The organism is Paenibacillus sp. Soil787 (assembly GCF_001429545.1).
Classification (GTDB): Bacteria; Bacillota; Bacilli; order Paenibacillales; family NBRC-103111; genus Paenibacillus_E.
On the sequence record NZ_LMSP01000005.1, the window covers coordinates 78,082 to 104,123 of the forward strand.

Annotated in this window: 19 protein-coding genes; 16 read left to right on the forward strand and 3 right to left on the reverse strand. The window is 39.1% G+C overall.

What is annotated here, in order from left to right; genetic code table 11:
• Nucleotides 1-150: 150 nt before the first annotated feature.
• Nucleotides 151-777 (reverse strand): hypothetical protein, encoded by a 627-nt coding sequence (locus ASG93_RS34930; protein ID WP_056830736.1) that lies wholly within the window; start codon nt 775-777, stop codon nt 151-153.
• Nucleotides 778-1,015: 238 nt separating this feature from the next.
• Here ASG93_RS34930 and ASG93_RS08275 point away from each other — a divergent pair, with 238 nt between their 5' ends.
• The 14 genes from ASG93_RS08275 to ASG93_RS08330 all read left to right on the forward strand — a co-directional run bounded on the left by ASG93_RS08275 (nt 1,016) and on the right by ASG93_RS08330 (nt 15,577).
• Nucleotides 1,016-1,306, forward strand: coding sequence for a YerC/YecD family TrpR-related protein (locus tag ASG93_RS08275; protein ID WP_029198698.1), 291 nt, complete (start codon nt 1,016-1,018; stop codon nt 1,304-1,306).
• A 151-nt stretch (nt 1,307-1,457) separates the two neighbouring features.
• A complete protein-coding gene (locus tag ASG93_RS08280) occupies nt 1,458-2,264 on the forward strand; it encodes a sirohydrochlorin chelatase (RefSeq protein WP_056830738.1) in 807 nt (268 codons plus the stop codon).
• On the forward strand, nt 2,243-3,211 hold the full coding sequence (locus ASG93_RS08285; RefSeq protein WP_056830740.1) for a diacylglycerol kinase: 969 nt from the start codon (nt 2,243-2,245) through the stop codon (nt 3,209-3,211). Before ASG93_RS08280 ends, ASG93_RS08285 begins: the two co-directional genes overlap by 22 nt.
• Before the next feature lie 220 nt (nt 3,212-3,431).
• On the forward strand, nt 3,432-4,895 hold the full coding sequence (gene rlmD, locus ASG93_RS08290) for a 23S rRNA (uracil(1939)-C(5))-methyltransferase RlmD (RefSeq protein ID WP_235550782.1): 1,464 nt from the start codon (nt 3,432-3,434) through the stop codon (nt 4,893-4,895).
• 7 nt (nt 4,896-4,902) lie between these two features.
• Nucleotides 4,903-5,040, forward strand: a complete 138-nt coding sequence (locus ASG93_RS35720; RefSeq protein ID WP_162262838.1) for a hypothetical protein — start codon at nt 4,903-4,905, stop codon at nt 5,038-5,040.
• A 496-nt stretch (nt 5,041-5,536) separates the two neighbouring features.
• Nucleotides 5,537-6,331 (forward strand): hypothetical protein, encoded by a 795-nt coding sequence (locus ASG93_RS08295; RefSeq protein WP_056830744.1) that lies wholly within the window; start codon nt 5,537-5,539, stop codon nt 6,329-6,331.
• A 497-nt stretch (nt 6,332-6,828) separates the two neighbouring features.
• A complete protein-coding gene (locus tag ASG93_RS08300) occupies nt 6,829-7,041 on the forward strand; it encodes a hypothetical protein (protein WP_056830747.1) in 213 nt (70 codons plus the stop codon).
• Between the two features lie 338 nt (nt 7,042-7,379).
• Nucleotides 7,380-7,910, forward strand: coding sequence for a hypothetical protein (locus ASG93_RS08305; RefSeq protein WP_056830749.1), 531 nt, complete (start codon nt 7,380-7,382; stop codon nt 7,908-7,910).
• A gap of 14 nt (nt 7,911-7,924) precedes the next feature.
• Nucleotides 7,925-8,062: a hypothetical protein gene (locus tag ASG93_RS34935; protein WP_156410848.1), complete on the forward strand. Its 138-nt coding sequence runs from the start codon at nt 7,925-7,927 to the stop codon at nt 8,060-8,062.
• Between the two features lie 57 nt (nt 8,063-8,119).
• Nucleotides 8,120-11,020, forward strand: coding sequence for a Z1 domain-containing protein (locus tag ASG93_RS08310; protein WP_056830751.1), 2,901 nt, complete (start codon nt 8,120-8,122; stop codon nt 11,018-11,020).
• Entirely contained in the window at nt 11,020-13,026 is a 2,007-nt protein-coding gene (locus ASG93_RS08315; protein WP_056830753.1) for a hypothetical protein, read from the forward strand. The genes ASG93_RS08310 and ASG93_RS08315 overlap by 1 nt, the downstream gene beginning before the upstream one ends.
• Complete coding sequence (locus ASG93_RS08320) at nt 13,019-13,963, forward strand: hypothetical protein (protein WP_056830754.1); 945 nt, start codon at nt 13,019-13,021, stop codon at nt 13,961-13,963. Before ASG93_RS08315 ends, ASG93_RS08320 begins: the two co-directional genes overlap by 8 nt.
• Complete coding sequence (locus ASG93_RS08325) at nt 13,963-14,646, forward strand: hypothetical protein (RefSeq protein ID WP_056830756.1); 684 nt, start codon at nt 13,963-13,965, stop codon at nt 14,644-14,646. Before ASG93_RS08320 ends, ASG93_RS08325 begins: the two co-directional genes overlap by 1 nt.
• A 25-nt stretch (nt 14,647-14,671) precedes the next feature.
• The gene (locus tag ASG93_RS08330) at nt 14,672-15,577 is read left to right on the forward strand and encodes a PD-(D/E)XK motif protein (RefSeq protein ID WP_056830758.1); all 906 of its coding nucleotides are present in this window, start codon (nt 14,672-14,674) and stop codon (nt 15,575-15,577) included.
• Nucleotides 15,578-16,633: 1,056 nt separating this feature from the next.
• On the opposite strand, the gene ASG93_RS08335 is transcribed toward ASG93_RS08330, so the two are convergent.
• Together ASG93_RS08335 and ASG93_RS08340 are read right to left on the reverse strand one after the other, a co-directional pair.
• Nucleotides 16,634-17,398, reverse strand: a complete 765-nt coding sequence (locus ASG93_RS08335; protein ID WP_056830760.1) for a DUF6602 domain-containing protein — start codon at nt 17,396-17,398, stop codon at nt 16,634-16,636.
• Nucleotides 17,399-17,544: 146 nt separating this feature from the next.
• Nucleotides 17,545-19,860, reverse strand: coding sequence for an AAA family ATPase (locus ASG93_RS08340; protein WP_056830762.1), 2,316 nt, complete (start codon nt 19,858-19,860; stop codon nt 17,545-17,547).
• Nucleotides 19,861-20,776: 916 nt separating this feature from the next.
• On the opposite strand from ASG93_RS08340, the gene drmA reads away from it, so the two are divergent.
• Both drmA and drmB read left to right on the forward strand, forming a co-directional pair.
• Entirely contained in the window at nt 20,777-24,301 is a 3,525-nt protein-coding gene (gene drmA / locus ASG93_RS08345; protein WP_056830764.1) for a DISARM system helicase DrmA, read from the forward strand.
• Nucleotides 24,298-25,995: a DUF1998 domain-containing protein gene (drmB, locus tag ASG93_RS08350; protein WP_056830766.1), complete on the forward strand. Its 1,698-nt coding sequence runs from the start codon at nt 24,298-24,300 to the stop codon at nt 25,993-25,995. Before drmA ends, drmB begins: the two co-directional genes overlap by 4 nt.
• Nucleotides 25,996-26,042: the final 47 nt, after the last annotated feature.

Below are 26,042 nucleotides of genomic sequence, written 5' to 3' on the forward strand. Positions count from 1 at the left end.
GCCAGAAAGTATAAGCTTTATTACACTTCGCGTCATCAGTCTTGACAAACGCGCTCGTCCCTGAAGGACGGCGGAGTCGTTTATCCTTGGAACTATTTTGACCTGCGTATGACTAGAGGTTGACCTGAGAGTAATCCGTATAGGATAATCTTATCGGCGTTTACGTTTGGTTAAGGCAGTTTTGGAAGCTCCTTTTCTTCTAGGGCCTGAGCTTGTTTTCTTACGGCGTTTGCGTTTGGGTTTAATGATTTCTTCCAAGTCAGCAGATGAATTCACTTTTCCTTTGCCAATCGAACTCAAAATAGTTTTCACCATAGGTGCCATTTGTTGAAACGTGCTCATGAATTTCTGGACCTTGCCCATTGTGCCGAGGATGCCGTCAATACCACCCATACGTTCAACGAAGCTGGAGATTTGCTTCAAATTCAAGCCGCTAAGCGGGTTAGACGAGGCCCCACCTGCAGCTCCACCGCCGCCGCCACCTAAGAGGTTGCTGAGAAAACCGCCACCACCGCCACCACCTGCGCCGCTAGGATTTCCACCACCGCCAAAAAATCCGCCACCCGCATTACCGCCGCTGGGGCCACCGAAGAGATTGCCACCTCCATCGAAAGGAGCAGGAAATCCTCCGCCTTGTGAAAATAAATTGCCGCCACCGCCTAAGCCGGGATATTGCCCGAAGCCGCCATCCCCGAGTTGAGTAGGTAAAGTGAAGCTTCTTGTATGCACCTCAGGGCGAATACCGCCATTGCCAATGATTTGTCTTTGGTTAGTCACTAGGATTCACGATCCTTTTTATCAAATTTGTCTCCTACAGGATATGTCACTTGCCTACCGTTGGTATGGACGAATGTCACGGGTCTAGTTAATTGTCACAATTCACCTCATTAACGCATAGAAATTTTAACGTTTCGCAAAGCTAAAGGAAGGAATTATTCGTCAAGTGTCGAATGATACACAGAGCTTAAACTGATCTTATAAGCTAACATGCTTTTCTACCGGGAGTTGACAACCTATGCAATTAAAAAAATTAAATGATAAAGCAATAGACCAGCTTTTTGAAGCCGTGCTGACGCTCAAAGATATTGAAGAGTGCTATGTCTTTTTTGATGACTTATGCACAGTGAACGAGATTCAATCGCTTTCCCAACGCCTAGAAGTTGCTCGCATGCTGCGCAAGGGCTGTACCTATAACCAGATCGAAGCCGAGACGGGCGCATCAACAGCAACCATTTCTCGTGTCAAAAGATGCCTAAACTACGGAAACGACGGCTACGTGCTGACGCTGGATCGTTTAGGTCGTTAATTAGTCGGCTGTTCAAAAAAGAATTCAAGATCCTGCGTTACCTTGCGTAATGCGGGATTTTTCCTGTTTATTTGCAGGTCAATTGACATGTGTGAACACATTCGTTAGCATAGGAATTATAGGCATGGTTAGAACGGGTGGGGAAAATATAATGAGTGAGTATGGTGTGCTAGTCATAAGCCATGGATCTCGCGATGAGGGCTGGGTTCAGCTGGTCGATGATGCCGTGACTGCGGTCAGGATGCCGATGAATGTTCCGATCTACGCTTCTTATCTGGAGTTGGTGGAAGGCCGATTAATTCAAGATGGTATTTATAGCTTAGAGGCGCAAGGCGTGACCGATATCATCGTCGTTCCACTGTTCGTGTCCTCTGGGAGTACACATATTGATGAAATCAGCTACGCCCTAGGTGTGATTGAGCAGCCACTGCTCGAGACAGATATGGAACCTTTTGATATCAAGGCGCGCATTCATTTCACATCGCCGATCGATGACGACCCCGTTATTGCTGAGATTATATATGCGAAAATCAAAGAGCTTTCCGAATCGCCAAGTCAGGAAATCGTCCTGCTCATCGGTCACGGAAGTAAGGAAGAAGGCTTCCATCTCAAATGGCGCCAAGGCTTAGAGCTGCTCGCAGAGCGGTTGAAAGCGTTAGGCGGCTACGACGAGGCGGATGTCGCTATGCTTTTGCCAGATCAAGTGAAACAGAAGATGACCTGGTGGGCCCAGAAGAAACCTGACCACGCAGTTGTCGTTGCACCGCTTTTTCTAAGTGAAGGCTATTTCACGACGCAAGTCATCCCTTCCCGCATGGAAGGGTTCGAATATCGGTACAATGGACGGGCGCTGCTGCCTAGTCCGCTAATTTCCAAATGGATCGAGAAGCAGATTGCTTCAGAAATCGCAGAAGGCGAAACAGGTGATGAGACACAATGGTCAAAAGAGCAAGGCTGATCTATAATCCGACTTCTGGCCGGGAAGAAATGAAAAAACGTTTGCCAGAAATACTTCAGCGCCTAGAGCGCGGCGGCTTCGAAACATCCGCTCACGCCACCATCGGTGAAGGCGACGCCACACTCGCAGCGGCACAGGCCGTTAGCCGAGGCTTCGATCTAATCATCGCTGCAGGCGGCGACGGCACCCTGTGCGAAGTCGTCAACGGCATGGCCGAGAGGGAAGGCAGGCCCCCGCTGGGCATTTTGCCGCTGGGAACGACCAACGATTTTGCCAGGGCGCTCGGCATTCCTAAGAATTTGGAGTACGCCTGCGACCTGATCACTCAGCAGTACACAACCGACATCGATGTAGGCAAAATCAACAACCGCTACTTCATTAATATCGCCGGCGGCGGTTCAATGACCGAGCTGACCTACGAAGTCCCGAGCAAGCTCAAGACCGTGATCGGCCAGTTGGCCTATTATATGAAGGGACTGGAGAAGCTGCCTAGGCTGAAGCCGATTGAGCTATACGTCAAGGCAGGCGATCTGGAGCTTCATGAGGAAGTCATGATGTTCCTTGTCGGCAACTCCAACTCCGTCGGTGGCTTCGAGAAGTTGGCTCCGGAAGCTAGTATGAATGATGGACTTTTTGACGTGTTGATACTGCGCAAGTGTAATCTTGCTGAGTTCATAAGAGTGGTTACGCTCGCATTGCGCGGCGAACATTTGAATGATCCGAATCTGATTTATTTCCAAACGAATCATATCGAGATTAATTCGCCGGACTACGTCCAGTTGAATCTGGATGGGGAGTTCGGGGGCACACTGCCTTGTGTGATGACGAATCTGAAGAGTCATTTGCAGATTATTGTGGATGAGTCGGGGCAGTCGATTTATAAGAAGACGTTCCTAGAGACGTTGGCCACGCCGTTTCAATTGAGAGGGAATGGGGATCAGGAGTAATTCAACCAGTCTAGCTACTAAGAAAGATTGTTTAATTTTAGGTTTTTATTAAAGTGAGGGTCTTATGAGAGCAAAAGGTAAATCTGGCTCTGTGTCAGGTAAAGATAGAGGAACTGGGAAGACAGGGACGGCAGGGAATAGAGGGAATTCCGGTAGGACGGGGAATACAGGGAGTTCTGGAAAGATAGGGAATTCCGTCGCGAAGGCGGCTCCGGCTTGGATGGCGGATCTGCCGGTGCAGATTGGGCAGCAATATGAGGCTGAAATCATTGGGATCAGCCATGATGGCGAAGGGGTGGGCCGTGTGAACGGCTTTACCCTTTTTGTCGCTGGTGCGCTGCCTGGTGAGCGCGCGCTTGTACGGGTGGAGCATTTGAAGAAGCAGTATGGGTATGCTGCACTTGTGGAAGTGCTGGAGGTGAGTCCGGATCGGGTCGTTCCGGATTGTGGGATATATGAGGAATGTGGCGGCTGTCAGCTGCAGCACCTAAGTTATGAGGCGCAGCTTCGTGTGAAGCGCCAGCAGGTTGTGGATAATTTGCAGCGGATTGGGAAGCTGCAGGTTGTGGGGGAGCCAACAATAGGTCATCTTGATGCTGGTGCTTCTGATGAAGGGATTATTGTTCATCCCACGCTGGGGATGACCGATCCATGGCGGTATCGGAACAAGGCGCAGGTTCCTTTTGGAGAAGAGCAGGGTGGACTCATCGGCGGATTCTATGCGCAGGGAAGCCATCGCATCATCAATATGGATGAGTGTTTGATCCAACATGAGTCGAACGACGAAGTCGTTGCTCGTGTCAAAGAGATCGGCGTGCGGCTTGGTATTCGCGCTTATAATGAAGAGCGCAATGACGGACTGCTTCGCCACGTCGTCGTCAAAGTCGGCTTCCGCACGGGGGAGATCATGGTCGTTTTGGTGACCAATGGTGTGGAGATTCCTCGTGTGGCCGAGTGGGTCGCTGGTATTCGGGCTGCGCTGCCCGGCGTGAAGAGCATTTGCCATAACATTAATGTGAAACAGACGAATGTTATTTTTGGGGAAGAGACTCGCGTCCTGTGGGGCAGCGAGGTCATCTATGACTATATCGGCGATGTGAAATTTGCAATTTCCTCGCGATCTTTTTATCAAGTGAACCCCGTCCAGACGGAAGTCTTGTACGGGAAGGCACTTGAGTACGCCGCGCTGACTGGCGGCGAGACGGTAGTCGATGCCTACTGCGGCATCGGGACGATCTCCCTGTTCCTAGCGCAGCGCGCGGGACAGGTGTACGGTGTCGAGATCGTCGAAGAGGCGATCGCGGATGCACGGAAGAATGCCGAGTTAAACGGCATGACGAACGTGCATTTCGAGGCAGGCCCCGCGGAAGTGGTCCTCCCCGAGTGGACACGTCAGGGCGTCCGGCCCGACGTGATCGTGGTGGACCCGCCCCGCAAGGGCTGCGATCCGGCGCTGCTGGCGACGATCCTCGAGCTGCAGCCGCGGCGCGTCGTGTACGTGTCGTGCAGCGCATCGACACTTGCGCGCGACTTGCGCGTGCTCGTCGACGGAGGTTACAACGTCGTCGAGGCACAGCCGGTGGATATGTTTCCGCATACGACACACATCGAATCCGTCGTACTACTAACTAAGACTAATACAATTCATAGTTTACATTCCCCCTTCTTTTTTTGGAAAATGTAGGAATGGGATGGAAAAAATGAAAGGTTTTGATTTGATCTGTGCAAGTTGTGGAGAAAAGGCTGAATTGCGCGGTGGTTACAAATCCGACGGTATAATCCCAAATTCTAAAATTAGTGTTGATTTTGAGTTCGACGAAGATGTGTAACGGATTCTAGGCTAATAATTACTTGTTACAGTTGCCACAACATATTTGACATTACAGACTAAGCACCCAAGTGGTGCTTTTTATTGCATAAAGCCTGTATAACAAAGCAAAAAAGTAGTTTTTACTGGTAAATTCTCAGATTTGGTGAGAAAGCTAGAAACCCATAACCACTGATATTAGAGTATTTGCATAATTGATGCATAAACGTTCTTTTTGTCATAGGCTAAAAAATATTATGTTTAAGGGATCCGCCGCACCGTTAAGGGGAAGTACTTCTGTACAAAATTCAACATTTTTGGGTGATTGAATGTACTTAAGAAAGGAGCCAAGACCGTAAGAATGCCATTAAGTTATGCTTGAGAAGTGATAGGCAGATGAAACCAGCTCCATAGCTGAAAAGCTTGGGTGTTAGTGCGGTGTTTATCGGAAAAATGTTCCAATTTGGGGTGAAAGGTGATAATCTTTTTTTATTAAAATAAAAAGGGGATCAAAATAAATGAAAGTAATGGATTTTTTTAATCAAGGTTGGATTGGATCCTTTATTGGAGCAGTTGGCATCATTTTTTCCATAGTGTTCTATAAGTTTACGCGTGTTAAAAATCAGCTCTCTATTAAAACAAGCTTTATAAGACTTATCGGAAAAAGAAAATCTCTATCTGATGATGTAGATATATTGTATAAAGGGATTAGTGTGCCTAGGCTTACAAAAAGCTATATAGTATTATGGAACTCTGGTACTTCTACTGTAAATGGGAACGATAACATTAAGGACGATAGGCTTAGACTCGAATTTTCCGAAGGTACACAAATTCTTAGAACAAATATAATTAAAGAGAATCGTAGAATCAATAAATTATCCGTTCAACTAGATACTGAGTGTTCTAATTTAGTTAACGTTGATTTTGATTTTTTAGATCCTAATGATGGTGCTGTAATAGAATTACTACACACGGATCAAAAAAAATATCCACATATTAAAGGGACCATAAAAGGTATTCCAAAAGGTGTTACAGATCGTGGGAGAATGATTGATATTAATGAGAAAACAACATATCGTATTTTTGGCTTTAATCTAAATTTAAGTAACTTTTCTAAGTTAGGGACAATGGTCTTTTTTGGTTCTGTATCAATTTTAGCCGGTATTTTTAGCAACCAAATGCCAGTAACATTAAAGTGGTTATTCATCATTCTCGGGATATTTTATGCTTTGTTAATATTTATGTATATTTGGATTATTAGAAAGACTACTTATCCTAAAACGCTACGGGTCGATGATTTGGATTTAGAATAGAAACGATAATTGGTTGCTTACAATCCTCGTCCTATGTTGGAAAATGTAGGTATACGTAAGAAGTGTCAGCTGCATTTAAGGAGCAGTACAAAGCGTGGAAGTCTGGACAAATAACAGCAACAGCAGCATATAAGGCGCTAGGTATGAGTGATAATACCTTTTATCGTAGGGTCAAAGAGCTGGAGCCATCGGTTTTATGAAAAGGTTATAAAACAATTATTGCCGAGGTGATGAAGGCTGACGGATAAAAAAGATATTCGCGATGATAGGTTCATTTGGAATGAAGGAGATATCGTTATCACGAAACCTGCAGGCGATAAAACAGAGCCAAAAGAAACCAATAAGAAGTAACGAGCACTCACAATTATCGTGGGTGCTTTTCGCTTGTATCGATTAAAATGATAACAATGAGAATAGGTTTATTTCCTCCAACATCTACCCAATATTATGGTAATATATCAATATATCGACAAATTTCACAGGTTGAGGTGCTAGAAATGAGCCATTTGGCTTTATACGAGAGGCATTTTGTTCATGATAAACTCAGTACTACAACCCAAACGGTTTCTGAGGCAAGACTTATGGATTCTGTTCCAGAGCAAGACGAGATGCAGCTCGACCGCATCCACTATGTTTTATCTATGCTGCAAACGATACTGAGCAAGGCGGATCCGTATTTAGTACCGAGTTCCAATTTGGATACAGCCTAGGGAAATTTAGATAATATTTTATCTTATGTCCAAGAGTACAAAAGGTCACGAAGCTCTAGGCAACTGAGTGCTGCATTAAATCATATTGACGCTATATGTAGTATTTTAAGAAGTATATATATACCTATAGGGCCAGAAGAATATGAAACAGTTAAAGATTCTGCTGTTTCACTACGTCAATCGCTCTCACAGCACATGCGTTATGCTCAGAAGGAGGCCGACGCAAGCGGAGGATAGAAACAGAACAGGTTCGTGTAGATGGAATTTCAGCAGAGTTTCAACGCCAGTTCACACTAAATGAAGGCAAGCGGGAAGAGGCTTTCAAAGATAATGAACAAGTGCGACAGGAAGACTTCGACAGTTTTTTCACGGCTTTAGAAAGTAAGGTATCCGATTTTATGACTCAGCTACAGCAAAGTGCGGAAGAAACAACAGCAAAAATGCTAGCTAACGATGAAGAAAAGATACTTTTAATTGAAAAATTACAGTTGGCATTGGTTTCCAAAGGTGATGATATAATTAAGAAACTAGCTGAGTACCAGGAAAACGCTAAAAGCATACTTGGCAACATGTCTATCAATAGCCATGCCGCTGGTTACAAAATAGAAGCAGACAAGGCTAGAAGGACAAAGAACTTATTCTACTGGTTGACCGGAATATCTTTTGTTGGTTTGATTTCGAGTGCTCTATGGAATTCCCTCCATGTCCCTGCGGAGGTAAACTGGACCGCGGTAGCTTCAAAATGGGTGGCCACATTTGCAATCTCTGCAGCTGTAACTTATTTTGCCAGACAAGCCGCCAAGCATGACATTAATGAGCGTGACAATCGATATATGCAGTTACAATTAGCCACGATGATCCATATCTAGAAATTTTTGAGGAGATGGAGCGTAAGGAAGTTAAGAAAGCTTTAGTTGATCGTATTTTCACTGGTGTTCGTCAAGGGAAGGATGCCGAGGAAAAAGCAGCCGGCTTAGCAACCGAGGATTTCGTCAAAATCATCCAGGCGCTACGAAAGTGAAATTATGTATGAAATAAATGAAGTATTTTTAAAAGATAGAAAGAGAGGCACATAATAATGGTGATGAACATGATAAACGTGATTAACGATTTTTCTTCCCCCAAATACGATGAGCATCGAATGGCAATCGAAAAGTTGCGTAATAGAGGACGCGACTGGGATTTTATTAAATATTACGGCAAGCAGGATGAGGAAGGGCTGCAAAATAAACTCGAACTATTACAAGAAGATGGTATGATTCCAGAAGATTTGAATGCACCAATCTGGTTAGCAATTGTAAAGTTTTTGCGTGAAGCAGCAGAGCGTGAACAAATGATTGAAGAGAAAATTGCCAATAATCGCATATTAAGTCGTCGTCAAGATAATGATTTGACAATCCCAAGTGGCGCTGCGAGTAGCTGGCAATTATATAAGAACAAGTTAATCCGACAAGGTTGGACTGATGAATCAGTAAAAGATATTGAAAATACAACAATCAGTATTTTAAGAAAGCTCCGAGTAGAGACTGATAAACCGATTAAAGGTTTAACTATTGGTCATGTGCAGTCTGGTAAAACAGGAAGTATGGCTGCATTAATGGCAATGGCTGCTGATTGGGAGTTTAACTTATTCATTGTTTTATCCGGAACAATCGAAAATTTGCGTAAACAAACAGAAGAACGCCTAATGAATGATTTAAAAACGTCAGGCAATCTCTCTTGGGAACGTTTAAGTCAGCTTTCATTAAAGTCAGGTTCATCGCATAAAGTAAGCAGCCTTTTATTAAATAAAGGGTCACGTGAACGTTACTTAAATGTTTGCCTGAAAAATAAAACGCGTTTGAATGATTTAATCCTTTGGTTAAAAGAAGATGGCAAAAAGCTTTCACAAATGCGTATTTTAATCATTGATGATGAATCGGACCAAGGTGGAATCAATACAAATGATATAAATGATTCATTGGCAGAACGTACAGCATTGAATAAAGCAATTGTAGAGCTAGTGAAAATTCAAGCAAAAGATGGTTCGAAATCGTTAAGTATGAATTACATCAGTTACACAGCTACACCTTATGCTAACTTTTTAAATGAAGCTTCAGAAGAGTCCCTATATCCACATGATTTTATCGCGGTATTAAATCCAGCGAAAGAATATTTTGGTGCAAAACAAATATTTGGATTAGAAAATAATGAATATTATCGCGGGCTACCAATGGTACGTGAAATTACTGAAAATGACTGTGATTTAGTCAATAGTATCCATAAAGAAGAGGGGGGTTATTTACCACAATCATTTAAAGATGCACTTCATTGGTTTTTATTAGCGACTTCGATTATGCGTTATCGCAAATATAAAAAGCCGATTAGTATGCTTGTACATACAAGTCAGAAGCAAACACATCATCAAATTTTTGCGGATTTAATCAACAGTTATTTCAGTAGTACATCGAAAGTGAAAATCATTGAAGCGTGTCGTGTACTATACGAACAAGAGCAAAAAAAGTTTACAAAAGAAGACTTCGATATGGAATTTGAGGTATACCCAAATAAAGATGATGTGAAAGATTATCCACCATTTGAAAAAATTGAAGAAGAGCTAAAACGTTTAATCCGTAATCATCCTTCTCATATAAATGTGTTAGAAGATACAAAACGATTGGAATATCATGACGGTCTTCATTTATGTATCGATAACTGTGCAAATAATGGGATCACGGAAGATTTAGAGCATGTCCGTTTAGTTTACCCAGATCCCAAATCACCGAATTACCCAGCCCCAGCCCCAGCATTTATTGTTATTGGTGGTAGTACGTTATCGCGTGGTTTAACAATTGAAGGGTTAGTGAGTACATATTTCCTTCGTACGACTTCTCAGGCAGATACATTACTTCAAATGGGGCGTTTCTTTGGTTACCGTAAAGGTTATGAAATGTTACCGCGTATTTGGCTAACAACGGATACAGAGGCGAAGTTTAAATTTATGGCGACCCTTGAAGAAGAATTACGTGAGGATATTGAAACATATATTTTAGAAGGCATGGATGCCAACGAATACGGACCGAAAATTAAAAACTCACCAAAACTAACATGGCTACGTATTACAGCGAAAAATCGTATGCAAAGTGCAGAGGAAATCGATTTAGACTTCTCTGGGACATCGAGTCAAACGATTGCATTTGATGATGATGCAGCCATTCAAAGACAAAATATCGAAGTAACGGAGCACTTATTAAATCGTCTAGGCACGCCAAACGAAACACGTAATAGTCGTGGTCTTTATTGGGAAGATGTGCCGTTCCAACAAATTATGGATGACTTTTTTCGTAAATTCACGTTTAGTAAACAGAGCGAATTCTCCAATATGGAAACCTTCTTTGAATGGTATTCAAAGAAAGAAACGGAAGCCGGCTTTACGAATTGGAATGTCGTGTTATCCGGTAGCGGTAAGTTAGATGATGACGAACATAAACAATGGATAGTCGGTGGTCGTGGTGTAGGGCTAGTGACACGTAGCCGTCGTGGTTCGGCAACTGGCGAAAAAATTAATATTGGTGTGTTACGTGCGCCATCGGATTTATATGCAGATATGACGAAAGAGATGTATGACTCGATTCGAGAGGAATTTAAGTTAACGCAAGCTGGGAAAGCAGAACGTGCACGTATCGAAGATGAATTAGAAGAAATTGATCAAGAACAACCAAAGAAAAGTGTTGTGAATGAGTTGCGTAAAGCTGCTGGTATTGGTTTAACACCGCAGCTACTTTTATATCGTATTGATCAAAATTCGGAATTTAAAAAAAGAAATAGACCAAATACAAAAGAAGCTAATAGACGTTATGGCTTAAATGCTTCAGAAGATCTAATTGGTGTTAGTTTATTTGTGCCGGGGTATCGTTCGGGCAAAAATTTAGCGACAAAATTATCGATTCGTATTGAAAATCCAATTGGAGAGTCTGAAACGGAAGAAGGAAAAGAGTAATGCAAATCGAGATTGCAGAGTTCGGGAAAATGTCCCAATCCGGCAATTCATTATTAAAACTTATTCAAAATAACGATTTACCAATTTTAGATTTACTTGTACGTGAAGCTGTGCAAAATAGTTTAGATGCGGGTATTTGTGTAGAAGGGCACGATTCTGTATATGTGGACATTGGCATCAAGGATGTCAATGTCCCAAACTTTGCTAAGCATTTAGATGGAATTACAGATCGATTAAACGAAAAGTTTGGAGTCTCGCCACAAAAGGCGATTTATATTGAAGATGCCAACACAACCGGATTAACGGGTTCATTAGACTTTAAACATTCGCCAAACGGTAATATTTTCAAACTAATTTATGGGATTAGTATGGCACAAGAAACACCAGGTGCTGGCGGGTCTTGGGGATTAGGGAAGACTGTCTATTTCCGTTTAGGCATTGGCTTGGTTGTTTACTATTCACATATTTTAAATGACGATGGTCAGTACGAGCATCGTTTAGCTGTGACATTGGTAGAAAACGAGAAATTACCAGAAACGATTATTCCAAAATCTGCCGGAAAAGTCCCAAGCGGAATTGCTTGGTGGGGCCAACGTGTAGCACCAGTTAGTTATGATACAATTCCAATTACAGATGAAGCAATGATTCGTGATATTTTACAATCATTATCAATGAAGCCGTTTGAGGGAAAGCGTTTAGGGACAAAAATCATTATTCCATTTATCGATGAACAGCAATTACTTATTAAGCACGAAATTAATCCAGATGAAAACAAACCGTGGGAATCGAATGCAGTAGATTATATTCGTGTGGCAATGCAACGTTGGTATGCACCGCGCTTAGCTAATGAAAAATATACTTATGGCAAATATTTAGACGGACATATCAATGGAGAGAGACTGGAAAAGGATGATTTTTTACCATTATTCCTTGAGCTACAAATGATGTACAACGCAGCTGTAATCGGTAGTAAATCCAAGCGTTATTTTGTCAATGATATTCAAATTCGCAATTATTTTGAAAACAATACCATAAATAATGCGGGGCGTGTAGCATATAAAAAGTTCACGAAGAATGAGCTAGATATGTTAGCACCACTGAATGGTCCGAGTCCGTTTACATGTGTGAATGAGAAAAATCCGTTAGGTGAGCAAAATGCACCGTTGATGGCTTATGCGAGAAGACCAGGAATGATTGTTAATTATGAAACAGATGGCGAATGGTGTAAAGGACTTAGTGCAACAGAAGAGCACGAATATTTAGTGGCTATTTTTGTGCCAAATTCCATTACGAAATTAGTGAATCCAGATAATGATGTCCTCGATTTAGAGGCGTATTTACGAAAAAGTGAGATGGCCGATCACACCTCTTGGACAGACATTATTATAAAAAGTAAGCCTCTTGACATTGTTGAGAAAATTCGCTCGCAAATTCTTCGGAAAATTAAAGGGTCATATGAAAATAAAGAAGAAGTGAAAGAAAAGCAAGGTATGAACAAACTAGCACGTAATGTCGGAAAGATGCTGTTACCACCGACCGGTTTTGGTCGTCGTGCTTCTAGTCGCAATCGAGCTGGAGGTACGAAGCTTCCTACTGATATTGGTAGTCGTGGTAATAGTTTTGCGATTGTATCACAAAAATATTTAGATACTGGTGCTTTAGAAGTTCATTTTCAACTGAAACTAGCGAAAAATGTCGCTGTATTTACAATAGAGTTATTTATTGCTTCTGAAGGTGGAAAAATCTCAGCAACAGATTGGGAATCAGCTGATAGTGTAGGGACACCATTCCCAGCAGTAATTACGGGTATTTTTTTCCCAAATACGGTTGGTCTATTTGGTCGATCCGCGGCTCAAAAAAGTGACAACAAAGTGTTGCATGCTGTACGTATTGAGAAAAACGATGTGCCTGTTGAATGTTCAGGCAATTTAATATTCACTTGTACGGACCCTCATGTACAAGTCGAAATCTCGATGAAGCCAGAAGGAAGTGTAGACAATGGCTAATAAGGTTAGCATGAATCGACTTTATGATGAGGCTATGGAAGAATTGTTAAATGTCTCGATAGATTTGCAGTTCTTTTATAAAGATGAAGATGGTTCAAAGCAAGTCCTTAATCAAACCGAAGACTATGAGTATAAAACATTATTGAGTAATGACGATGATAGCTGGGACTATGTAGAAAAAGGTTTTGGGCTCTCAGGTAAAGTAATATTAGGTAGTCCGTCTAGTATGTTTGGTCCTACGCAATTGGTCAATGCTGATGCAGAGTTAGGGTTTGCATTGCAATGGTTGTCAAAGCAATCTTCTCAGCGCGGTGTAATCCCTTTTGCAACCATTACAAGTACAACGCCAAATGACGTGATTATCCCGATTGATTATTATTTCCTAAATGATAAATTATTTGGCGAAGTACATATTTCGCTTGTTGTTTATTTGAAAAAGGCGAGCCGCAATAGTATGCGAGGACAGGCACAACTACCAGGTACAATTTTAGGTAGGTTAGTAGAATGGGTTGTTATTTTAGATGGCTCTGGTTCGACATTCCCGATTGTGGTTGTAAATGAACCGGATAAACCTTTATGGTTTGTGGATTTCAATTATTCGGAGCCGTTAGTCGAACCGTTTGATAAAGAATATATCGCGATTTATTTAAATAAAGCACATGTTGCATTCCGATCGATTCAAAAACCAAAAACGAAGCTTGATCAGGCATTGTATGTAGAGTTTTTAGCAAGCGCCCTGCAGCTTGTTTTGCAAAACTTGATGGAATGTCCGGATTGGCAGGATATTCAAGACGGGAGAAACTGCGAGGAAGGTTCTATCGGGCAAGTCATGCATTATTTTAAAACAACACTAAATTGGGATTTCGATACACCAGAAAAACTAGCGATGTCTCTACGCAAAGATTTAGAAACACGAGTAAAGATAGGTGAAATGTAGTGTGGGAGAATGTAATTTATACAAAAGCCCAAGCAAAATTTAAGTTTCAACAAATTGAGGCCGAACCAGAAAACTGTGCACCACGTCAAGTCAAAGCACCTTTTGATCAGCTACGTGATATCATGATGAACGAAAAGAAAACATTTTTAATGGATGAAATGAAGAAAATTAATTCTTATGCATTTGATTTGCATATGGGATTGACATTGTACCATGTGCTAAATGAAGAATACGGCTTTAACGAGAGACTAGCAGCTCAAGATGAGATGTGGCGTTATTTATCGTTGGAGGTATTTCCTGACTTAGTATACGAACGTTTTGGGATGAATGATCAACGTTTTTATAAAGGAACACGTCGTATTTGGTTGAAAAGTATTTGGTGGTATATTCATCTTTCTTGGCAAGGAACAGAGGAAGAAACATTTGATATATTAAAAGGTAATTCGGCAGATGAAATCCTTCAACTACTCGACCGTTCAGGTAGTGGTGGTTATCGTGTGGAATTAACACGCAAAATGATGCGCCAGTTTAAAGTACATGCTAATAGCAAAGTGCCACAATTATTTCGTCGTGTGTTGAAATTGAACACAGCACGGTTAAATATGATTGAACCTAGTTTAGTAGAAGGTGGCATAGAAACATACGTAACAGATTTGTATAAGTATTTTCAAAAGGACTTTTAGAAAAATTGGAGAAAGAGTCGAGTATATGGAAACAATACAAAAAATTAGAGAAGGCTTCGCATATTTTCGAACATCTGCAAAACGTTCCATTACATTGAAAGAGCAGTATTATTGGATTGCGAAAATTGATGGTACGCAAGGTGTTGCCATTGAAATCCCAGCAGATAAACATGTAAATGAGCAGTTAACTAGCATTTCTTATTATACGAAAGAATATGTAATTGGTGGTGAAGAACGCCATTTATTAATGCTCGTATCTGATCATCCGAAGTTATACGATGATTTTGCTATTATATGTGCTGGCTTTTTAGAGAAGGTGCTCGATGCAGAATCGTATCAAGAAATCCAACAGAATCCGATTTCTTGGTGGCATGCGATGAAAGAACTGATGGGCAATGCCAATATTGAAAAAGCAGCCTATAGCGTACTAGCTGAAATGCTAAGTTACCATTATTTGTTGAAACAAGAAAAAGACGTTTCTTGGGTAGGGCCATTTGATGGTTCTGTTGATTTTAATTGTAATGATGGTTGCTATGAGGTGAAATCGACTGTAGCACGTTATGGCTCGCAAATTATAATTAATAGTCAATATCAGCTAAAAGCAAAATATTTGTTGTTTTATCGTTTTGAGCCTGATGCTTACGGTATTTCGATTCAAGATATGCTTACAAAATTAGTAGAATTGGACGTAGAAGAATCGGAAATCGAACGTGCACTTGAAAAACTAAAATACCCAATTGGCAGTGAAGTTCGTACAAAATCATATCGCCTGCTCGAAGTAATGAAATATGAAATCGATGAAAGCTTTCCAAAAATTGTACCAGAAAGTTTTATAGATGGACAATTGCCTAAACATATTAGTGGACTCATTTATAAATTAGAATTAGATGGTTTGAATGGGGAAGTTATTGATTTAAAGGAATTCAAATAGAATTAGTTGATGTTCTTTATAATGGATATCGACTATATCTGAAGCTTCCAACAAAACTCTTAATAACAACTCAAATATACTTCGACCAGTGGAATTTACAAATTAGCCTTGATAGAACTAATAAGGCTAGTAATCCAATGCTGTATTGACTTTTGAGTAGTTTTTTGATGTTTCCATCGAATTAATTCGAGATATCTTAAAATTACTCTATTAGCTATTTTAATGAAACAGTTCATCCAATATGTTTATTTCATCACATAATTAGTGATTTGTTCTGTATGTAGAAGATTTTCCTACGATAGAAGAGGAAAAAGTATGTTGCAGAACTATAATATAATCATTGGATGAAAATATCATTGGACTAAAGTGCATAAAAAGGGGTGCTATTTGTCAAAGAGCCACAATTGCAACCCTTTTCTTCTAGTTTCATTTTCTTTCCTGCTCGGTTAACAGAAGTCCGGATTTATCTTGTTATTTTTAGTCACGAAGTGTTTTTTGGTTCTCTTTGGCTTGATCGATAAACTGGACCATTCCCTGATTGGTCATCTCAAAATCTCCTTTGACATTTCGGTACAGCTTTGAAACCCAGTAGTTGTTATTATATATTTTGTACTTTCAATTCATGAAATTAGTAATTTGTCTCAACAGGGGTATGGTGTTGCTTAGTAGAAATAGCAAGATACGGGAATCAATATAGAGGGTTACTATTCAACCTCCCTAAATATCCTCTCATCAAGAGGCTTCAAATTGTAATTTACACAAGACACGGTTCGTCTGCATTTATAAATCATTGGGGACGAAAGCACTCAGTGTCTATTACATTGCACCAAAATATAACAATACTAATGTTGAGAAAACCCTAATAAATCAAGACTTTAGCCCACCTCGCAAGATGGTAGCAAAGAGGGCTATGTTCAGTGAAACGGTGCATTTATGGAAGACTTCTTATACTAAGAACATTATTTATAAAGGTTGTACTGCCGTGTTGGTGGAAACTTGGTGTAATATAAAAAAATCAAATAAAGGGATCTAAACATTCGAAAACCCCTTATTTTATTAATTATCAACAAAAACATCTGCTATTTTTTTACTTTCCTTTCCTCCTTCTATAGGAAACAAGAACCATTGTCTGTCAAACATCTCAATTTCTAAACTAAGAGATTCTATCAAGTTTGAAATAAAGTAAGAAAAAGATAATTGGTTAATTTCATATATAGAATAACACGGTCTGTTATCATATCCTCTGTTAGTAGGATTACCATTACTCCAATACTTTACAAAATAATTTTCCCCAATACATAGGTGATTGATTACTCCCTTTGAGCATTTTAGTGCAGTTACTAGATACTCTTTAATGTTTTGGTCAGTAATTAAACTACCTGAGTTGTATGAAAAAATACCATTGAATCTGCATGGTGCAAGCATTTTACCATTGTCTGTAGCGGACTTAAATATTTTATCTAAAGTTTCCTTATCTGAAGCAAGCCTTGTTTTTACTTCAATAATAGCTTTTACGTTTGAAGGTGTTGTAATAATAAAATCACCTTCTTTAAATAAAAGGGGTATTGTATTGTCATATATAATTAAATCAACTTGTTTAGAGCGCTCAATATCTCCATTATTAGCCTCGCGTACAATAAATCCAGAACCAATACTTAGATTACCTGGTAGTCGTTTAGCTATTACGCCCTTGAGAATTTCTTCTTTATATCTACCTTCCTCGGCCCAGTTACCATCTGCAATAAGATACCGTACACGGTCCTGAATTGCTTTAAGTTCAAGTGTCACTGTTTCTTGGTATTTAATAGGATTAATTCGCATAAAATATCTCTCCTAAGTAGTATTATTTACCTTTGATGATTTTCAGTTGTACTCTCAATAAATTGCCAATAGTATTTAACGGAAATAAGATATATCAATGGCCTGCAACTTCTGTAGCAGGCCATATTACAATTTTGATAATAAAATCAACTCACCGCATTATGTAAGCCCCTGACAGCTTGTATGGTTCTTTCAACATAAGTTAGCAACTCGGATTCGTTTATTGGTTCACTGTCTGCAAAAGGGTTTTGATCGTGATGAAACTTTTTACTATAATCATTAATTTCCTCTAGATCCCTTAATTGACACTGCATTTGAACAAGAGGCCCCTCAGTTGCTGTTCGGACGTTTTCGATAAATCCTCCCAACCATTCAGTACTTTTAAAATCACGTGGGTATCGAATGCGTAAATTGCCTTCTAAAAGAGGCCGAATACACATTGCAACGGCTCGATAATTCAAATTCGCTTTTCCCTCCAAAAAATCAGCGAGAGTGAAAAAGCTTTGATAGTAGTCGGACTTTGTAGCTTCTTCTATATCCCACACGTCTATTGTGCTGTCCAGTACTCCATCTCTTCTTAAACAAAGTTGAGTTAATAAAGTCTTTTTCTCGGAAAATTTACTCCAAAGAGCCCTTGCAAAGAAAGTATCATGTGTCAACACAATAACCTGCTTAGCAAGTTGCGAAATTTTCATTACTTGATCGGCAGTATGACCTTTTCTATGATTGTCGAGACTCGATATTGGATCATCGAAAATGATAACCTTTTTATCAATTTCTGGGTCGGACTCAAGTTTTGCAAGGAAGAATGCGAATGCTAAACTGCTTTTATCTCCTTCGCTCAAAGTATTTTTAAATGCTGGAGTGGTTGAAGGAGTTTTTTCATTTCCAAGATCAACTTCTACATTATTAATAAGTAAGGTGAAATTACTGCTAGGCTTACCACCTAGAAAGCTTGATTTATAACCGGAGATCTTAAAGCTTGCTCCACAATTTTTCAGATGGTAATTAATTCGTTCTTCATATTGTGTAAATATGTTTTTAGTGTAAGTATTTAGAGAAGTTCTAAGCTCGGTCTTTTCATTTTCTAATTTCTTGATTACTTGGTCCTGTGATATATATTGTTCAATAACCGATTTCTTCTCATCACTTTGGCGTAATTTAACGTTTCTCAGATAGCCTAATCTACTTTTGATATCCTGAGCCTTAATGTTATCAATAGATGCCTTTCTTTCTTCTACTTTTCGGTTTATTCGATCCACTATATCATTGTAGTCCATGAGTGTGTCTAATATTGAGAGATAGCTTTCAATAACGGAATTAAGTTCGTCAGGGATAGTCAATTTGTCTAAAGGTGACATCTTTTTTGTTTCGATTACAGACTTAATACCAGCAGTGAGTTGTTTCCAGACTAAACTTATCTCATCTAAAGCAATAAGTAATATGTCATCAATCTGTATATATTGTCCCCAAAAAGTAAGTAGTTCTGAATTTAGTGCGATGTTTTTTTGAAGATTAATTATAACTTCGTAGTTAAACCTTTCGGTGAGTCCAACTTCCATGGCTTCAATTGTTTTTAATGTTTTTTTGTATTCTTCACTAAAATAGGATCTGAATACTTTGATTAGTTCAACGTCACGGATATCCTGATTGCAGAATGGGCAAGACTCATCATGAATCTTATTAATACCATACTCGATCCATTTTTCACCATTCTTATCTAACTTTTCTGCAATGTGTTTTCTTGTAAGAGCTTCTGCGTTATTGAAGACATGATCGACTTGAGTTCCCCCAAAAATACTTTGTAATTTAATCTTATCAATGATAGGAAGCTCAAGCTTAGTAAGAATAGACTTACCTTTAATCTCCATTTCCCTGGCTAGTGCAAGTAAGGATTGTTCATTACGAAGAATTTCATCTTCAACTAGATCCTTTAATGGTAATTTGATAAAATCAACTGCGGATAGAACCCCTTCTACCCCGAAGAGAACTTCTTTTTCAAGCTCTTTCCTTCTAGTATTTGCCTTTTTTAAGTGTTCATCGCAATCAGATAAATGTTCGGCTAGGGTTACTCCCTGTTTTCCAATTGTAAATAGGTAAAGATGCTTTTTTTGGTCATGTTCAATAATGTGTCTAGAGTAAATGTTTTGACTTACAAACAAAGAATCAAATATTTCAAATTCAAAATCTACCTTGCTTTGCCATTTATTGTTTCTAAATTTTAATGGCCCTTTATCAGTGAGAATATCAATGCTCTGTTCACCGTTCTCACCAAGCGTTTTTCTTCCAATAACTATCTGTGAATCTTGTTCGTTTAAAGATCTAAAGATATTTGTAAGGGTTGACTTACCACGGCCATTTTCAGAATATATTATGCTTAGTTTGTTAAAGAGTAAATCACCTTTGGGAGAACAGGACCTGAATTTACCTGTGTTTTTAATAGTTATTATTTTCTTAATCATATACCTCGCCTTTTCATCATAATTACTTGTTAAAGAAGTATGATTCGACAAAATGGATCAAATTTCCTTTTCATTCAGGGAAGGGATTTGTAATTTATACACGTAAATTAACTCCTCGCCATATTTTGTTCTCCCCGCGGTGTTAGGTTTTTAATGATTTGTTTTAATACATAATCTTCTAAATGCTTTTAAATTAATGGGTTGTTTTTATCATAATTGCTATTATTATTGAAATTTGATTGTAATTGTTCCATATGCTGGCAATAATTTTGGTCTTCTGATAAGAGAGCTTTTGTTCGGTATGGGGATAAAAGTTTACTGGAGTGTTAAGGGGGTAGATGGAGGAAAACGATCTATTATGTGCATGAATGCGTACAAATTTGTCTATTGCCTATTGAAAGAAGATGGTGTGTACAATTTAAACATAATGCACACACTGATGCCCGTTTGAAATATTATGAATCGTTAGAGTTAGCAAGTAAGGGAAATGATTTAAAGCCATTCGGTGCATGTGGAATCTGTTCACTAATAGTGTGGGATGGGAAAAAGACAATAAAACAGTGAAATAAGTGGAATTGAAAACATCCCTTTGCATGAAAGTTGCAAAGGGTTTTAATTTTATTAGAGTTCTTTTTATTTAATTCGATTCAGTGATGTAAAATTGTATTATAATCAAAAATGTACGGAAGGAAGGAGATCTATGCCAACAATTGAAATTGATTAGTTAGAGAGAACTTATTGTTTCGTGCTTGGAATAGATCCCTAGTTAAAACGTCATTTTCTTACATTCCCCAAAAAATTATGGAGTGAACACGATAACAAGGGATTACTATGAAACATACTTTATGAAATATCGTAAACTTCAAAATTTTTTTCAGTTTTAAGGTGAAATCAGGAGAGAGAGGTATGAATAACCATGAAACTTACTCCAATATCGAAGAAAATACAAGAAATTCTGATCTTAAACCCTGAGGGATTAACGATTGAGACTCTAACGCAAACTGTGCAAAATGTAAATTCTCATATAAAAACAGAGCAAGTTGAAAGAACTCTTGAAACTTATTCCGAATTGTTTATAAAATCAGTTTCAAGATGGAGAATTAGATCAATTGCTGAGAATGAAATGTACTCAGCAGAAGTGATGAATATCATTGATTCAAATAATAAAGAAATAGATCCTCTTGAAAAGACTAAAGAGATTTCATCCCATGAATATGAAATGGTTCGTAATGAACTAGAAAAAAGACTACTCCATAATCTAATTGGACCAGTGGAGGAAAAAGAAATTCTTCTTGAAAGACCTAATGTGTATTATTTGGGTGGCATGCTATACCCTGCTAACTCTGAGCTGCAAATAGTTGATGATAATTTCGAAATGGAAAGTGAAACGAAAGAAGACGACCGAACTGATGATGAAAAGGGGTTTGAGGAAGAACCTCAAGTCAATAGATATTACCCATCATCGATCGGTCTTACCTGTAATCTTACTTCAGAACTGGAATCATTAATGGTTACTTGTAAGTACGGTATTTATGTTGAAACTAAAGACGAAAATGGAAAAAAGGCGTATGTTCGAGAACCTAAAATACTTTGCCAAGAGATTATCATTGCCGAGCAAAAAGGCGAATTTATAGAGAATAAAGCACAATGTAAATGGTTCGTTCGAAATAATAAGAATGGGAATGCATTGACAATTTTTTTTGTAAATCGATTTCCAGCTTCGCACGATGTACCCATAGAGCAAATTTTTTATCAGCCGGAGATCACTGTTGAATCAAATAACAATCTAGTAAAATATCCTTTTGTTAAAAGGAACATAGAACTTCTTAATATTCTTGATGATTCTGATGTTGATTCGAATAATTTACTCTACCGAGATGTTGCAGAATTTGCGGTTGGTCATGGATGTGCCGTTGATTGGAGAGAAAGCGATTATAACCATGGAAAAGCTTGTCGAATAAAGACAACGCTTACTCCGTCGTATGAAGTTCCAGCAGTTCAACATTTAGAATTACCGGATCTTATCGGGCTGGATATGAAAGTGTTAGCTTACATAAAGAGACAAGAAAGATTAAAAGAAATTCTTACTCCTTTAGTTGAAAATTATAACTCATGGATTAAAAAGAATAAATCTATCAAACTTGAAAAGTATAATGAACAGCAACAAAAGCATATGGAAATATGCCAAGAAGCATCAGATCGAATAATGGATGGAATTGAAATACTTTCTAGCGATGCAGAAGTATTTGAAGCTTTCAAGTTTGCCAATGAAATAATGTTATACCAAAGGTCTTATTCGCAGTGGGCAGCGCGGTATAGGAACACCAAAATCAGAGATGCTGAGCCAGTGCTCCAGGGTAAATGGCGTCCTTTTCAGCTTGCATTTATTCTTCTAAATGTCAAAAGCTTTTATAATCCTGCAGATAAAGAAAGGAACCTAGCTGAATTACTATGGTTCCCGACAGGTGGGGGTAAAACAGAAGCTTATCTAGGGTTAGCTGCTTTTGTTATGGCATTACGCAGAATACGAGGCAATAAGCAAGGTATTTCTGCCTATGCCGGTACGACGGTTCTGATGCGGTATACATTGAGACTCTTAACGATTCAACAATTTCAAAGGGCAAGTTCGTTAATATGCGCGGCGGAATTCCTAAGGAGTAGAAATCCAATAAAATGGGGCGAGGAGAAGTTTAGTATTGGATTGTGGGTAGGTGGAGGGACAACACCAAACACCTTTATGGAAGCAAAAGAAGTTTTAGCCGATCTGAAACGGGGTAAGCGTGTATTTGATGGTAACCCTGTTCAACTCCACCACTGTCCTTGGTGTGGTGAAGAGTTGAGTGCTCAAAATTATTTTGCCGATAAAGAAGTTTTTAAGATTATATGCCCAAATCTAAATTGTCATTTTTCTACTAACATAATTCCTGCCTACACTGTGGATGAGGCTATTTATTATCAATGTCCGTCCATTTTAATTGGAACAGTGGATAAATTTGCACGGCTACCTTGGAATGGTGATATTGCAAGTATGTTTGGTCATGTCGATAGGTATTGTCAAAGACATGGTTTCATAAGAAAAGGCGATGACCATGAGGATTCGCATCTTGCAGCTAATGGATTTTTAAAATCAATGACTTTCGAGATTCAGCAATTACTTCCACCAGAGTTAATCATTCAAGATGAGTTGCATCTAATATCCGGACCCCTTGGATCGATGGTGGGACTTTATGAAACAGTTGTAGATTTTTTATCTACATGGAATGGGGTAAGGCCAAAGGTTGTTGCTTCGACTGCAACAATCAGAAGGTCTGACGAGCAAATGAAAGGTGTATTTAATAGAACAGTCAAGCAATTCCCACCTTCAGGGATTAATTCTGATGATTCATTTTTTTCCTACGCTGTTTCGAAAGATGAGATACCGGGTCGTAAATATGTAGGGTTATTTCTCCCAGGTGCATCAGGCAAGACTTCATTAGTGAGGATATATGCTGCTCTTCTGCAAGCTGTGTATGAATTGAAATCCAAGTTCTCAGATGAACATCTAGATCCTTACTGGACCCTAGTAGGATATTTCAACAGCTTAAGAGAACTTGGAGGAACTGTAAGATTAATAGAGGACGACATTGATGATCGCATCCGGTATCTAAAAGACAAAATATCAGGACGAAGATATATAAATAACACAGAGGAATTGACAAGTCGAATACCGGCAACAGATATTCCGAAAATATTATCAAAACTTGAACAAACTTTAGCATCTGGTAAGAGTCCGGTTGATGTATTGTTAGCGACCAATATGATCTCAGTCGGAGTAGATATTGATCGATTAGGTCTAATGGCAGTAACTGGTCAACCTAAAGGAACATCTGAATATATTCAAGCGACTTCTCGTGTTGGACGTAAATATCCAGGGCTTGTGTTTGTATTATATAATTGGTCCAGACCTAGAGATATTTCTCACTATGAGCAATTTATATCGTATCATTCAAAACTCTATTCATATGTAGAAGCGACGAGTGTAACTCCTTATTCATACAGAGCTAGGGACAAAGCTTTAGCAGCTATAGTTATTGGTATGCTAAGACAAATAGATGATTCTTTGTTTAGAAACTCGTATGCCAAAAATTTTAACGATCAGAATCAGTATATTCAACGTATAAAAGCGACAATTATTGATCGTTGCAAGCAAGTTGAATTAGTTGATAATAAGAATATTGAGGAAGAAATTGATGATATTTTGGGTTGGTGGATGAAGAAGTCAGAGGAACATGCTAGTTTACTTGATTACGCTCAATACAAATTTTCAAAAAAAGATACGCCTGTGTTGCTACGCGGTATAAACCAAGATATACCTGGGGCCAGATTAGTCCCAGACTCACTACGGGATGTTGAGGCTGAAGTAAAAGTGTATTATTTGGATCTTGAGGAGGAAGCCAATTGAAAAGCCCAGGCGGATTAAGACCGAGTCAATTAATCACTACATTCGGACCTGGATCTTTAGTAGATTACAGAGATGATACAGTTATGATAATGGGATTACAGGACTGGACTGATGATCCGATTTACTATAACAAAATCCTAGAACCGAGGCTGTCGAGTCGACTTAATGTATCCTCATTTAGACAACCAAGGACGATAAATGGTCGTGGAGGAGTTCCATGCATTTCATTCCCGAAATACAGAATTTGTTCTGTTTGTAATTCACTGAAAAATGATTTCACTCGTGATAATAAAGGTGCATACCATTGTGAATGCAAGGGGAAGAATCCTACATACCCCGCTAGATTAATTGTTGCTTGTGAGAATGGGCACATAGATGATTTTCCATGGGCGGCATGGTGTCACAAAAAAAGAGGCGTTTGTGCTTCAGCAGATTTAAAAATATATACACGAGGACAAAGTTCTTCGTTAGATGACATAGTTGTTGAATGTAAATCCTGTAAGGCCAAAGAAAACTTAGGGGGAGCTTTAAAGCGAGATGCACTAAGAAATGTTGTAGGTACATGTAGTGGATACAGTCCGTGGATAAAAAAAACGCAACGAAATTGTAGGAGTATACCGAGAGGGATTCAGCGAGGCGCTTCTAACGTTTATTTTTCATCTACAATCAGTGCTCTATCCATTCCTCCGTGGTCCGATGAAACTCAACAATTAGTAAGTAGTAAGTGGGCAGATATTAAAAAATCAATAGAAGAATATGGTCTTGAGGATTTGCGAGGAGGAATAAGATATATTTTTCCAGGTAAAGCGAAGGAAGAATATGAGCGACTTTTTGCGGCGATAAAAGACCAATACGAAATGGAATACAAAAAAGAAGATATACGGTTGGAAGAATGGAAGGCTTTTCAGGAAAAGTACAAAAAAACAAAGAATTTTCATATAGAAGAGGAGCAGGTTGATTCTTCGATATCAAAATTCATTTCAAGGGTAGTATTGGTACATAGATTGCGGGAAGTTAGGGCTTTAAGAGGTTTTACACGTATAGATTATCCAGACCCGCATGATGAGTCTAATGTATCTTTTTCCTTTTTATCAGGTAAGCCAGTAGATTGGCTACCGGCAGTTGAGGTTTTGGGTGAGGGCATTTTTATTCAATTGAGTCAAGATGTCTTAAAAATCTGGGAAGAATCAGAAGCTGTAGTTCAGCGATATAAAAAAATGCTTGAGAAATACCAAGATTGGCGTTTGGAAAAAGGTTGGGATGAAGATGAGTTTTTTTCTATTCGCTTTATGCTGCTGCATTCTTTGTCTCATGCCTTAATCCGAGAGCTATCACTTTCCTGCGGATACTCTTCAAATTCAATACGAGAAAAAATTTATTCAGGTCCTTCCATGTGTGGAATTTTACTTTATACTGCTTCGCCGGACTCAGATGGCTCGTTAGGTGGAATCATCCAACAAGGTAGGAAGGAACAGTTTGGTAAGCTTATTAAGCAAGCCGTGTCAAGGGCAAGGATCTGCTCATCAGACCCACTTTGCAGTGAGACCGATGAAGTGGCTGAAAATCGTTTGAATCTTTCCGCATGTCATGCATGTTCATTAATCGCCGAAACGTCTTGCGAATGGTCAAATCGATTATTGGATAGGCTTTCGCTCTTCAAAGCAGAGGATAATGAAGTAGGGTTCTTCGAGTAAAGCCAAGTTAATTAAGCTCAGCCTTTAACTTTAAGTTAAAGGCTTTT